The sequence below is a fragment of the Dyella sp. 2RAB6 genome (assembly GCF_052115385.1).
In the GTDB taxonomy this organism is placed as follows: Bacteria; Pseudomonadota; Gammaproteobacteria; order Xanthomonadales; family Rhodanobacteraceae; genus Dyella_D.
Map to the genome: position 1 here is coordinate 49,081 of NZ_JBFRGP010000020.1, position 13,017 is coordinate 62,097.

Genomic DNA, 13,017 nt, shown 5'->3' on the forward strand with positions numbered 1-13,017 from the left:
CTCTTTATGCATGCTCGGTGACACCCGCGGCGTGGGCTTGCAGATCGGCGTGATAGGACGAACGCACCAGCGGACCGGAGGCGACGTGGCCGAAGCCCATCGCCTCGCCGGCTTCGCGCAGCGCCTCGAATTCTTCGGGGGTCCAGTAGCGCACCACCGGGTGGTGATGCGGCGTGGGCTGCAGGTACTGGCCGATGGTGATCATGTCCACGTCGTGGGCGCGTAGATCGCGCATGGTCTCCAGCACCTGCTCCATGGTCTCGCCCAGGCCCAGCATGATGCCGGACTTGGTCGGCACCTCCGGATGCTGCGCCTTGAAGCGCTTGAGCAGGTCCAGCGACCACTGGTAGTCGGCGCCCGGGCGCACTTCGCGGTAGAGGTGCGGCACGGTTTCCAGGTTGTGGTTGAACACGTCCGGCGGGAAATCCTTGAGCACTTCCAGCGCGCGCTCCATGCGGCCCTTGCCGCGGAAGTCGGGCGTGAGGATCTCGATCCTGATGTTCGGACTGGCGTGGCGCGTGGCGCGGATGCATGCGGCGAAATGCTCGGCCCCGCCGTCGCGCAGGTCGTCGCGGTCGACCGAGGTGATCACCACGTAGCGCAGGCGCATGTCGCGGATGGTCTCGGCCAGGCGGGCGGGCTCGAGCGGGTCGGGCGGCGCCGGGCGGCCATGGGCCACGTCGCAGAACGAGCAGCGGCGGGTGCACACCTCGCCGAGGATCATGAAGGTGGCGGTGCCCTTGCTGAAGCACTCGTGGATGTTCGGGCAGGAGGCTTCCTCGCACACCGTCACCAGCGCGTTTTCGCGCAGGCGCGCCTTGAGCTGCTGCACGGCGTTGCCTGGCGGCAGCCGCACGCGGATCCAGCTGGGCTTGCGCAGCACGGGGGTATCGGTTTCGAAGCCGGCGCGGTTGCGCGCGATCTTGTCGTTGCCGAGCTGCTTGTCGACAACGTTCTTGTCGACGGCAGGGGTGCCGCTGACAACGCTGATCGGGATGACCTTGGAGGGGGACATATCGCTCATGTAGGCAAGCTCAGACCGCTACGCGAGCGGGTAGTTCGGGGATGACGGGAGCGGCGGACTCGGCGATGAAATCGAACTGGCGGCAGAACTCTTCGACCAGGGCGTCTTCCACCTCCGCCAGCCGCGACGGACCGCCCAAGTCTAGCACCTGGGTGACCTGCAAACCCTTGTAGCCGCAAGGGTTGATGCGGTGAAACGGCTCCAGGTCCATGTTCACGTTGAAGGCCAGGCCGTGGAAACTGCAGCCCCGCCGCACGCGCAAGCCGAGGGCGGCGACCTTGGCGCCGGCCACGTAGACGCCGGGGGCGCCGTCCAGGCGCGTGGCGCCGATGTTCCAGCGCTCCAGGGTGTCGATGAGGGCCTGCTCGATCTTGCACACCATCTCGCGCACGCCCACGCCGGCGCGGCGCAGGTCGATCAGCGGATAGGCCACGATCTGGCCGGGGCCGTGATAGGTGACCTGGCCGCCGCGGTCCACCGGCACCACCGGGATCTCGCCCGGCGCCAGCACGTGCTCCATCTTGCCGGCCTGGCCCAGGGTGAACACCGGGTCGTGCTCGAGCACCCACAGCTCGTCGGGCGTGTCGGGGCCGCGCTGGTCGGTGAACGCGCTCATGGCCTTCCAGGTCGCCTCGTAGGGTTGGCGGCCAAGGCGGCGGATTTTCAGCGGCTGGGACATGGAGACAACCGGGAAACCTAGGTGATCGGGCTGAGGTGCGGCCGGGTTGCGGGGCTTGCAAGGGTGCGCGGCGCGTCTCCGCGGCACCGATACGGCAGCCCCGAAACGGCGCGGGCCGGGAAAGTCCCGGCCCGCGCGCGGCTTACAGGGTGAAGCGGATATCCGGATCTTCCCGCAAGCTGGCGTGCGCCAGGTCGTACTGCTCGCGGTTCTCGCAGCGGAAGCTGACGGTGACCGAGAGGAAGTTGCCCTCGCGCGAGTTGCGGTGCTTCACCGTCTCGTGCAGCACGTGCAGGCCGATGCCTTCCAGGATCGCCGGCACGCGCGTGGCCAGGTCCGCGCTGGCGTTGCCCATGGCGGTGATCTCGAATTCGCCGGGGAACTGGAAACCCTGGCCTTCTTGTTGCGCCTTGATCGAATCGATGTCCTGCATGGCGATACCTCGGCTCTACTTACTTCTTCGCTTCGTCAGGCTTCTTGTCGCTGTGGAACCACAGCATGATGCTGTCCCACAGGCGTCCGAAGAAGCCGGCCTGCGGCGCGTCGTCCAGCGCCACCAGCGGCAGGTTCTGCACCGGCTGGCCGTCCAGGGTGACGCGCAGCGTGCCGACCTGCTGGCCCTTGGTGAACGGGGCGATCAGCGTGGCGGGCACGTCCACGGTGGCCTTGAGCTTTTCATAGTCGCCGCGCTTGACGGTGACCAGCACGTTCTCGCTCACGCCCAGCGGCACCTGGTCCTGCTTGCCCTTCCACAGGCGCGGGGTGGCCAGCGGCTTGTTGGCGTCGTAGAGCTTGTGCGTCTCGTAGAAGCGGAAGCCGTAGTTCATCAGCGCCAGCGCGGCATCGGCGCGCGCCTTCTCGCTGCTGGCGCCCATCACGATGGCGATCATGCGCGCCTCGCCCTGCTTGGCCGAGGCGGCCAGGCAGAAACCGGCGGCGGCGGTGTGGCCGGTCTTGATGCCGTCGACGCTGGGATCGCGCCACAGCAGCAGGTTGCGGTTGTGCTGCTTGATGCCGTTCCACTCGAAGTCCTTCACCGCCGAGATGGCGTAGTCCTCGGGGAAGTCGTGGATCAGCGCGCGCGACAGCAGCGCGATGTCGCGGGCGGTGGTGTAGTGGTTGGCGATCGGGTAGCCGGAGGCATTCTGGAAGTTGGAATTGACCATGCCCAGCTGCTTGGCATACGCGTTCATCAGGTTGGCGAACGCGCCCTCGCTGCCGGCGGTGTGCTCGGCCAGCGCGATGGCGGCGTCGTTGCCGGACTGGATGATCATGCCGAACAGCAGGTCCTTCAGCGGCACCTGGCTGTTGAGCTTGAGGAAGCTGGTGGAACCGTCGGTGCCGGCGCCACCGCTGCGCCAGGCGTTTTCGCTGATGGTCACCTGGTCGGCCATGTGCACCTTGCCGTTGGCGACTTCGGCGGAGACCACGTAGTCGGTCATCACCTTGGTGATCGAGGCCGGCTCCACGCGCACGTCCGGATCCTTGGCGGCGAGCACCTGGCCGGTGGCGTAGTCCATCAGCACCCAGCTCTTGCCGTCCACATCCGGCGGCGGCGGCACCGGCGCTTCAGCCACCACCGGCCGCGGCACGGGCGCGGGCTTGGGGGGAGTCTGCTGGGCGACGGCGGCGGTGCCGATCACCAGGGCGGCAGTAATGGCGATCGGAGCGAGGGTACGGCGGAGGAGGTTCATCGTTCTGAGAGATCCGGTTTCGATATGGCTGGCGCCGGAGCGCCGGAATGGCAATGTGTCAGTCTACCGCGACCTGCGGACGCGGCAGTCCCATGTCTTCGATCTTGGCGGTCACCTGGTCGGCGCTGTCGACGTCGGTGAGCGGCCCGACCCGCACGCGCCGCACGCTGCGGCCGTTGATTTGGGCATCCACCACCTGTACCGGCGCGAAATTCGCGCTGCGCAGCTGCTGCGCCACGCGCTCGGCATTGGCGCTGTCGGCAAAGGCGCCGACCTGCAGGTAGATGCCGGGCCTGGGCGCTCCGGTCGCGACCGGCGCGGGCGGCGGCGGCGGCAGGTCCTGCAGCGGCTCGCCAGGGGTGATCGCGCGCACTTCCACCAGGCCGGTGCCCTTGGGATACACGCCGATCTTCACCGCGGCGGCGTAGGAGAGATCGATCAGGCGGTTGTCGTGGAACGGGCCGCGGTCGTTGATGCGCACGACCACGCTCTTGCCGTTCTCCAGGTTGGTGACGCGCGCATAGCTGGGCAGCGGCAGCGTCTTGTGCGCGGCGGAGAACTGGTACATGTCGTATTCCTCGAGGCTCGAGGTCTTGTAGCCGTGGAACTTGTTGCCATAGAACGAGGCGATGCCGCGCTCCACGTAGCCGTTGGCATTCGACAGCACGGTATAGGACTGGCCGAGCACGCTGTAAGGCGACTTGTTGCCGTACAGCGCGCGTGGCTCGACCTTCGGCACCGGCTCGACCAGCTTGCTGATGTCCGGCGGCGGACCGTCCGGCACGCTGTCGGCGTTGTCGCGGTAGCGGCTGCTCTGCGGACGGCTGACGTCGTCGTCGCTGCCGCGGCGCGAGCCGCCATCCGCGGACGGGCGATAGGTGCCGCCGCTGCTGCTGCGCCCCGGCGAATAGCCGCCCGACTTCGACGGCCGCGGCTTGCTGCCGCCGCAAGCGGCGAGGGCCAGCATGGCGATCGCCAGCAGCGGCAGCGCGAGGCTGGGTTTCATCGACGCTCCCGCACGCCGGCGGCGATCGCCTGGGCGAGCTGGTGCACCGCCAGCGCATACAGCGGGCTGCGGTTGTACTTGGTGATCACGTAGAAGTTCTGGAAGGTGAACCAGTATTCCGGCCCGTTCGGCCCTTGCAGCGACTGCAGGCTGCTCGGCAGGCCCGGATCCATCGGCTGCAGCGGCGCATAGCCCCAGGCCATCAGTTGTTCCAGCGGCCACTGCGGCTTGGAATCCTTCACTTCGATCGGCCGCGCGGCGGCGTCGGGCTGCGCGCGCGCCACCACCGGCGCGCCGGTGACCCAGCCGTGCTTGGCGAAATAGTTGGCGACGCTGCCGAGGATGTCCGGCAGCGAGTCGTGCATGTCGATGTGGCCGTCGCCGTCCTCGTCCACGCCGAAGTCCTTGATGCTCGAAGGCATGAACTGCCCCCAGCCCTGCGCGCCCGCGTACGAGCCGGTAAGCGTATCCGGCGAGCCGGCGAGCATGCGCTCGGGCAGGCTCAGCAGCACTTTCAACTGCTCGCGGAAGAAGGTGGCGCGCGGCGGGTAGTACAGGCCCAGCGTGACCAGCGCATCGAGCACCTTGTACTTGCCGGTGTTGCGGCCGTAGAAGGTTTCCACGCCGACGATGGCGACGATGTACTCGGGCGCCACGCCGTATTTCTTGCCGATGCGCTCGACCAGCTCGCGATGTTCCAGATAGAACGCGACGCCGTCGCCGATGCGCTTGTCGGTGATGAAGATCGGCCGGTAGTCCTTCCACGGCTTCGCTTCGGCCGGGCGGCTGATGGCGTCGAGGATGCTCTGCTGTTTCTTCGCGCCATCGAGCAAGGCGTTGAGCCGGGCCGGATCCTTGCCAGTTTCCTTGGCGACTTCGGCGACCAGTTGCGCCTGTCCCGGGTGAGTCTGGGCCTGGGCTGACGTCAGTGCGGCAGCGGCGGCGAGGCCCAGGGCGGCAATCCATTGCAGGGGACGGGGCATGGCAATCTCGGTCATCAGTCTACTTCGCTGGTAAAACGATATGCGCGCAAGAGCCTAGCACGCATGGCGGCGCAAACCCGGGCGCAACGCGGGCGTGCGCGCGACCGGTTCAGTGTGGAATGTCGCGTCAGTCGTGCATCTTGCGGTTGGCGTGGATCGACATCAGCACGCCGAAACCGGTGAGCAGCGACACGGCGGACGTACCGCCATAACTGATCAGCGGCATCGGCACGCCGACCACCGGCAACATGCCGGCGACCATGCCGCCGTTGACGAACACGTAGACGAAGAAGCTCATGCCGATGGCGCCGGCGAGCAGGCGCGAATAGGTTTCGCGCGCTTCCATGGCGATCCACAGGCAGCGCCCGATGATGAAGGCGTACAGCGCCATCACTGCGGCCACGCCGACCAGGCCGAACTCCTCGGCGAATACCGCGAAGATGAAATCGGTGGTGTGCTCGGGCAGGAAGTCCAGGCGCGACTGCGTGCCGTGCTGCCAACCCTTGCCGAACAGGCCGCCCGAACCCACCGCGATCTGCGACTGGATGATGTGCCAGCCGTTGCCCAGCGGGTCGGATTCCGGATCCAGCAGGGTGCGCACGCGGTTGCGCTGGTATTCGTGCAGGAAATGCCAGGCCACCGGCACCATGCCGCCCACCGCGGCGAGCAGGCTGCCGATCTTCCACCAGGCCATGCCGGACAGGAACAGCGCGAACGCGCCGGCGCCCGACACCAGCACCGCGGTGCCGAGATCCGGCTGTTCGGCGATCAGGCCGGCGGGAATGCCGATCAGCATGGCCACCGTGACGATGTCCTTCCACGACGGCGGCAACTGCCGCGGGTGCAGATACCAGGCCACCATCATCGGCACGGTGAGCTTGAGCAGTTCGGACGGCTGGAACGACATCACACCCAGGTTGAGCCAGCGCTTGGAGCCGCTGCGGATTTCGCCCACGCCCGCCACCAGCAGCAGCAGGAATACGCTGCCGGCGTAGAGCCAGGGCGTCCAGCCGCGCAGTACCGAAGGCGGAATGCGCGAGATCAGCAGCAACAGCATGCCGCCGATCACGAAGCGCGCAGCCTGGCCGGTGATCATCCCCATGCTGCCGCCGCTGGCGCTGTACAGCGTGACCAGGCCGGTAACGGCCAGCAGCAGCAGGCCGAAGGCCAGCGGCAGGTCGATGCGCGGGCGGGTCAGGATGCGCCGCAGGAAGCGCGTCATGCGGACCTGGAGTTCGTCGATCATTGATGGCCTCCGCCGTCCTGCTGGCCGCTGTCGTCGTGCCCGCTCTGATCACGATCCGACGGCAACTGCGCCGGCAGGTCGGCCGGGGTGGCGACCGGCGTGTCTTCCGGCACCTCGGGCACGCTGCTGGCGATCGCCGGCAAGGCCTGCTCCGGCGCGTTGCGCGCGGGCACGGCGCCGCCCTGGCTGACCAGCCAGGCTTCCATGATCTTGCGCACGATCGGGCCGACGTCCTGCGCGCCCCACGCGCCCTGTTCGAGCATGGCGGCCACCGCAATGCGCGGCGCGTCGGTGGGCGTGTAGCCGATGAACCAGGCGCGGTGGCGAGTGGCCAGGTAGGCGGTGTTCTTGTTGTTGTCGTAGTCGTTGCTGCGGCGGGAGAAGCGCTCCGCCGTGCCGCTCTTGCCGGCCACCACGTAGGGGAAGCCGGTGAACTGGCCCTTGCCGGTACCTTCGGTGATCACCGCTTCCATGCCCTGGTTCACTACGTTCCAGTAGTTGTCCTTGTGGATCAGGGTGGGGCCGCTGGGCGGATTGGGCAGCGGCACCGGCGACTCCTTCACCGCGGACGTGGCCATCACCAGCCGCGGTGCGTAGGGCGTGCCGTGGCCGGCGAAGGTGGCGGTGGCGTGGGCAAGCTGCAAGGTGGTGACGTTCCAGTAGCCCTGGCCGATGCCGGCCAGGATGGTCTCGCCGGGGAACCAGCCGAATTTGCTGCGGGTGGCCTTCCATTCGCGCGAAGGCAGGATGCCTTCGACCTCGCCCAGCAGGTCGATGCCGGTCTTGTGGCCGAAGCCGAGGCTGCCCATCCAGGCGCTGAGCCGGTCGATGCCCAGGTCCAGGGCGAGCTTGTAGAAGTAGGTGTTGGTGGAATGCTGGATGGCACGCACCATGTTCACCACGCCGTCGCCGCCGCGCTTGTCGTCGCGATAGCAGCGCTGCTGGCCGGGGATGCAGAACTCGCCGGTGGACAGCACGGTGTCCTCCGGCCGCCGCACGCCGTATTCCAGGCCGCCCAGCGCCAGGAACGGCTTGACCGTGGAGCCCGGCGGATAGGCGCTCTTCAGCGCGCGGTTGAGCAGCGGCTTGTCCTCGTCGCTGGTGTAGGTGGTGTAGTCGGTCTTGCTGATGCCGTTGACGAACAGGTTCGGGTCGAAGCTGGGCACGCTGACCATGGCCATGACCTGGCCGTTGCGCGGGTCGATCGCCACCGCTGAGCCGGGGCGTCCGGCGAAGGCATCCGTGGCGGCCTTCTGCACGCGTGCGTCGATGCTCAGGTAAAGGTTCTTGCCGGGCTTGGGTGCGTGGGTTTCCAGCGTGCGCTGCACGCGGCCGTCGGCGTTCACTTCGACCAGCTCGTAGCCGGGTTCGCCGTGCAGCATGTCCTCGTAGGAGCGCTCCAGGCCGCTGCGGCCGACGTGGCTGGTGCCCTTGTAGCGGTCGGGATCGAGGCGGTTGAGGTCGTCGGCGTCGATGCGGCCGACATAGCCGATGATGTGCCCGAACAGCGGCCCGTACGGGTAGCGGCGGGTGAGGTAGGGCACCACGTCCAGCCCGGGGAATCGCCAGCGGTTGATGGCGAAGCGGGCGATCTCGTCCTCGGTCAGGTGCAGCTTCAGCGGCACGCTGTCGAAACGGCGGTTCTGCTTGAGCTGCTTGCGGAAGGCTTCGACGTCGTCGTCGCCGAGCGGGATCACCTCGCGGATGCCAGCCAGCATGGCCGGCATGTCCGGTACCTGCTCGGGCACCACTTCGAGGCGGAAGGCGGGCACGTTGTCGGCCAGCAGCACGCCGTTGCGGTCGAAGATCAGCCCGCGCGCGGGCGGAATGGCGCGCGGCTTGACGCGGTTGTTCTCCGAGCGCAGCGCGAACTCGTCGTGGCGCTGCACCTGCAGGAAGCTGTAGCGCACCACCAGCACCGACAGGCCGAGCAGGATCAGCGCGAAGCCGACGAAGGCGCGCCACCGGAACAGGGTGCTTTCGCCCCGGGAATCCTTGATCGAGCGGCGACGCAGGGCCATGGCGCTATTGCAGGCGCAGACGCAGGCGCAGGTCGTCCATCAGCAGGAACAGGAACGGCCATAGCGCGGCGCCGACGAACGGCGAGATCCACCAGGTAGCGGGCGGGAACGATTCGCCGGCGAAGGCGCGCACGATCAGCAGCACCACGCGGTCGTTAAGCAGCAGGGCCAGCACGGCCAGGGTCTGCTGCCACATCGGGAAGAAGCGCAGGCGCGAGCGGAAACGCAGCGCGATGAACACCAGCGCGCACAGGCGCATGGCCTGCTCGCCGAGCAGGATGCCGTCGAGCAGGTCGGCGCACAGGCCGATGCAGAAGGCCAGGCCCAGGTTCACCCGCTGGTCGCCGGCTTCCAGCGCCCAGTACAGCAGGAACAATGCCGGCCAATACGGCTTGAACGGCTGCAGCGCGCCGGGCAGTGGCACGAGCATGGACAGCAGGGCGAACACCAGGGAGCCGGAGAACCAGAGCAGGCCGGCGCGTTGCTTGTTCATGGCGCGGTGCTCGCGGGGGCGGGGCTGGCCGGGGTTGGCGCATTCGGAACGACACGCGGCGGCGCGACCGTGGTGGCCGCCGGTGCGGGAGCCAGGTCGGTCGGCGGGCCGGCGGGCGCGGCGGCTTCGGGCGGGCCGGCGGGTTCGGCCTGGTCGTGCAGCAGGAGCACGTCTTCGCTGCGGTCCAGGTCGGCGGTGGGCTGCGCGCGGCCTTCCAGGAACATGCCGGAAGCGCCCGGCTCCACGCCACGGATCTCGCCCACCGGGAAGCCCGGCGGGAAACGTCCGCCGAGGCCGGAAGTCAACAGCTTGTCGCCTGGGCGCACGTCGGCAGCCATCGAGATATTCGGCAGGCTGAGCAGGTCGCCGTCGCGCGAGCCGTAGGCCACGGTGCGCAGGCCGGTGCGCTCGACCACCACGGGGATGGCGTGGTCGGGGTCGGTCACCAGCATCACCAGCGAGGTGCGCGGCATCACTTCCACCACCTGGCCGATCACGCCATGCGCGTCGATCACCACCTGGCCCTTCTTCACCCCATCGCGCTCGCCGACATTGACCAGCATGCGGTGGCGATAGCTGCCCAGGTCCACGTCGATGACGCGGGCGAGCTGCACGTTGAGTTCCAGGCTGTGCTGGGTGGCGAGCAGTTCCTTCAGGCGCTCGTTCTGCTCGGCCACCGAGGCCATGCGGTTGAGCTTGGCGTTGGCCAGCAGCAGGTCTTCGCGCAGGCGCTGGTTCTGCTCGGTGAGCAGCTGGCGGTCGGCGAAGGCGACGCTGAGGTTGCGCATGCCGGCCGCGGGCATGCCAGCCAGGCGATAGACCGGCTCCACCACAGCCGAGGTGGTGTAGCGGATACGCCACATCCAGCCGTTGCGATGGTCCAGGACCATCAGCACCATGGCGAAGGCAAGATAAAGAATGAGACGGAGGGTGCCGGCAACGGTGCCGGCAAACAGGGGCGAGGAGTCCTCGCGAGCGAGTGCCATCCCCTGCCCCTTTAGCGCTTATTCGGCGGCGAAGAAGTCGCTGCCGTGCTGGTCGATCAGCTCCAGCGCCTTGCCGCCGCCACGGGCGACGCAGGTCAGCGGCTCATCGGCCACCATCACGTGCAGGCCGGTCTCCTCGGAGATCAGGCGGTCGAGGTCGCGCAGCAGCGCGCCGCCGCCGGTGAGCACGATGCCGCGCTCAGCCACGTCGGAGCACAGCTCCGGCGGGGTCTGCTCCAGGGCCGACTTGACCGCGGCGACGATGCCGGACAGCGGCTCGTGCAGGGCTTCGAGCACCTCGTTGGAGTTGATGGTGAACATGCGCGGCACGCCTTCGGCCAGGTTGCGGCCGGAGATCTCGATCTCGCGCACGTCGGTCTGCGGGAAGGCGCAGCCGATCTCCATCTTGATGCGCTCGGCGGTGGATTCGCCGATCAGGGTGCCGTGGTTGCGGCGGACGTAGTTGATGATGGCTTCGTCGAAGCGGTCGCCACCGACGCGGACCGACTGCGAATAGACGATGCCGTTGAGCGAGATGACCGCCACTTCGGAGGTGCCGCCGCCGATATCCAGCACCATCGAGCCGCGCGCCTCATGCACCGGGATGCCGGCGCCGATCGCGGCGGCCATGGGCTCCTCGATCAGGAACACGTCGCGGGCGCCGGCGCCCTCGGCCGATTCCTTGATCGCGCGGCGCTCCACCTGAGTCGAACCGCAGGGCACGCAGACCAGCACGCGCGGGCTGGGGCGCAGGAAACGTGAGCGGTGGACCTGCTTGATGAAGTGCTGCAGCATCGCCTCGGTCATGGAGAAGTTGGCGATCACGCCATCCTTCATCGGACGCACGGTGGCGATATTACCGGGGGTACGACCAAGCATCTTCTTGGCGTCGCTGCCGACGGCGGCGACAGCACGGGGACCGCCCGGGCCGCGATCCTGGCGGATGGCGACGACGGAGGGCTCGTTCAGAACAATGCCTTGCCCCCGCACGTAAATCAGGGTGTTGGCCGTGCCAAGATCGATGGAGATGTCGTTGGAAAAGATCCCGCGAAACTTCTTGAACATGGGCCCGCCGTGCGTCGATCTGGCTAAAAAGTAAGCGCGCCAGTCTAAAGACGCTGCATCTTGCGCGCAAGGACAATATCGTTAAGAAAGCCTTGTAGGACGCGGTGATATGTCAACTTTCGACCAGACCGCATGAGTTGGAATTTTCACTAAGACATCGCCCTCGCGGCCGGATATCGGTAAAATTCGCGACTTTGGCCGGGCAGCTTGTCCCGGCCAATGACCCGACCGCGCTTGCGCGGCCTGTTCACTAGCCCGGGGACACCCACGAATCATGTCTGCCGTTATCTGCGGTTCGTTGGCATACGACACCATCATGGTCTTCCAGGACCAGTTCAAGAACCACATCCTGCCCGACCAGGTGCACATCCTGAACGTGTCGTTCCTGGTGCCGCGGATGCGGCGCGAGTTCGGCGGTTGCGCCGGCAATATCGCCTATAACCTCAAGCTACTCGGCGCCGACCCGCTGCCGGTGGCCACGGTGGGGCAGGATTTCGGTCCGTATCGCGCGCATATGCAGGAATGCGGGATCCGGCTCGATTATGTGCGCGAGTTCGGCGACCAATTCACGCCGCAATGCTTTATCACGACGGACCTGGACAATAACCAGATCACCGCCTTCCATCCCGGTGCCATGTTGAGCGCGCACGAAAATCATGTGCGCGATATTCCGGAGATCAGTTTCGCGATCGTCGCGCCGGATAGTCGCGATGCGATGCTGCAGCACGTGGATGAGTTTTCTGCGCGCGAAGTGCCGTTTATTTTCGATCCGGGCCAGGCGATGCCGTTGTTCAACGGCGACGAGTTTCGCTCGATGATCGAGAAGTCGACGTATGTGATCGTCAACGACTACGAGTCGCAGCTGCTGCAGTCGCGTACCGGCTGGAATGCGGAAGAGATCGCCAAGCGGGTGAAGGCGTATATCGTGACGCTGGGGCCGCGTGGGTCGTTGATTCATACCGATGGCATTACGCATGAGATTCCGCCGGCGCGCGAGCGCAAGGTGGTGGATCCTACGGGCTGTGGCGATGCTTATCGTGCTGGCCTGATCTTCGGAATCATGCGTGGCAAGGATTGGCCGACGATTGGTCGGATGGCGTCGTTGATGGGCGCGTTGAAGGTTGAATATCCGGGCACGCAGAATCAGCGCTTCGATTACGCGCTGTTTGCGGCGGAGTTCAAGGAGCAGTTTGGGTATGGCTTGGATTGACGTTGATTAATTCGAGTTGATGTAAGAAAGGCCTCCCGGATGGGAGGCCTTTTTGTTTGTGGCTTAGGGGATGAGAGTTTCTTTGCTGGCGGTGTTTGCTCGCAGCGTTTGGCCAGGCGTGTTGATGGCCAGGCGTGCGGCGCGGTGCGCACCGCAATGCTGTGACGAGGCGATGTGAGTCGAGCCTGATCATTTACGTCGTGCGTGCTGTCGGCATGCATGTGCCGGCGGATCTGCAGCCATCGAGTATCTGGCCGATGTCGGACGGATTTGCATGTCGCGCGTTCGAGCTCGGCGCTACATCACTGTCGCTTGTGCTGTTCGTGCTGTTCGTGGAAGAGCACTGAGGCTGCGAGCCACGCTCAGCGAGTGTTCTCGAGTTGCCATCTCATCGAACTGGCGTTGTGCACATGCAGTAACGCGAGCATTTTGCTTGGTGAATCGCCTTTTTTTCGAGCAAGAAAAACCCCCACCGTGAGGTGAGGGTTTTTAGGATAAAGCCCCTGGCGATGACCTACTCTTGCATAGCAAGCTACACTACCATCGGCGCAGCTGCGTTTCACTTCCGAGTTCGGGATGGGATCGGGTGGGGCCACAGCGCTATCTTCGC

12 protein-coding genes and 1 rRNA gene are annotated in these 13,017 nt (G+C 66.5%); 1 reads left to right on the plus strand and 12 read right to left on the minus strand.

Annotation, left to right across the window (positions count from 1 at the left end; translation table 11 throughout):
* Nucleotides 1-4: 4 nt before the first annotated feature.
* The 11 genes from lipA to AB4083_RS19750 all read right to left on the minus strand — a co-directional run bounded on the left by lipA (nt 5) and on the right by AB4083_RS19750 (nt 11,197).
* Nucleotides 5-1,024 carry a lipoyl synthase gene (gene lipA, locus AB4083_RS19700; RefSeq protein ID WP_441610205.1) on the minus strand — a complete coding sequence of 340 codons (1,020 nt, stop codon included), beginning with the start codon at nt 1,022-1,024 and terminating at the stop codon, nt 5-7.
* A gap of 10 nt (nt 1,025-1,034) precedes the next feature.
* On the minus strand, nt 1,035-1,703 hold the full coding sequence (gene lipB / locus AB4083_RS19705) for a lipoyl(octanoyl) transferase LipB (protein WP_441610206.1): 669 nt from the start codon (nt 1,701-1,703) through the stop codon (nt 1,035-1,037).
* Between the two features lie 142 nt (nt 1,704-1,845).
* Nucleotides 1,846-2,136: a YbeD family protein gene (locus AB4083_RS19710; RefSeq protein WP_441610207.1), complete on the minus strand. Its 291-nt coding sequence runs from the start codon at nt 2,134-2,136 to the stop codon at nt 1,846-1,848.
* 19 nt (nt 2,137-2,155) lie between these two features.
* Nucleotides 2,156-3,397, minus strand: a complete 1,242-nt coding sequence (locus AB4083_RS19715) for a D-alanyl-D-alanine carboxypeptidase family protein (protein ID WP_441610208.1) — start codon at nt 3,395-3,397, stop codon at nt 2,156-2,158.
* 58 nt (nt 3,398-3,455) lie between these two features.
* The gene (locus tag AB4083_RS19720; protein ID WP_441610209.1) at nt 3,456-4,403 is read right to left on the minus strand and encodes a septal ring lytic transglycosylase RlpA family protein; all 948 of its coding nucleotides are present in this window, start codon (nt 4,401-4,403) and stop codon (nt 3,456-3,458) included.
* A complete protein-coding gene (gene mltB, locus AB4083_RS19725; RefSeq protein ID WP_441610210.1) occupies nt 4,400-5,386 on the minus strand; it encodes a lytic murein transglycosylase B in 987 nt (328 codons plus the stop codon). The genes AB4083_RS19720 and mltB overlap by 4 nt, the downstream gene beginning before the upstream one ends.
* Before the next feature lie 127 nt (nt 5,387-5,513).
* Nucleotides 5,514-6,632, minus strand: coding sequence for a rod shape-determining protein RodA (rodA, locus tag AB4083_RS19730; RefSeq protein WP_441610211.1), 1,119 nt, complete (start codon nt 6,630-6,632; stop codon nt 5,514-5,516).
* A complete protein-coding gene (gene mrdA / locus AB4083_RS19735; protein ID WP_441610212.1) occupies nt 6,629-8,653 on the minus strand; it encodes a penicillin-binding protein 2 in 2,025 nt (674 codons plus the stop codon). Before mrdA ends, rodA begins: the two co-directional genes overlap by 4 nt.
* Before the next feature lie 4 nt (nt 8,654-8,657).
* Complete coding sequence (gene mreD, locus AB4083_RS19740) at nt 8,658-9,146, minus strand: rod shape-determining protein MreD (protein ID WP_441610213.1); 489 nt, start codon at nt 9,144-9,146, stop codon at nt 8,658-8,660.
* Nucleotides 9,143-10,132, minus strand: a complete 990-nt coding sequence (gene mreC, locus AB4083_RS19745) for a rod shape-determining protein MreC (RefSeq protein WP_441610214.1) — start codon at nt 10,130-10,132, stop codon at nt 9,143-9,145. The genes mreD and mreC overlap by 4 nt, the downstream gene beginning before the upstream one ends.
* Before the next feature lie 18 nt (nt 10,133-10,150).
* Nucleotides 10,151-11,197: a rod shape-determining protein gene (locus AB4083_RS19750; RefSeq protein WP_441610215.1), complete on the minus strand. Its 1,047-nt coding sequence runs from the start codon at nt 11,195-11,197 to the stop codon at nt 10,151-10,153.
* Between the two features lie 274 nt (nt 11,198-11,471).
* Between AB4083_RS19750 and AB4083_RS19755 the strand changes: the two genes are divergently transcribed.
* Nucleotides 11,472-12,407, plus strand: coding sequence for a carbohydrate kinase family protein (locus AB4083_RS19755; protein WP_441610216.1), 936 nt, complete (start codon nt 11,472-11,474; stop codon nt 12,405-12,407).
* A 501-nt stretch (nt 12,408-12,908) separates the two neighbouring features.
* On the opposite strand, the gene rrf is transcribed toward AB4083_RS19755, so the two are convergent.
* Nucleotides 12,909-13,017 (minus strand): 5S ribosomal RNA (rrf, locus tag AB4083_RS19760); the annotation flags it as partial.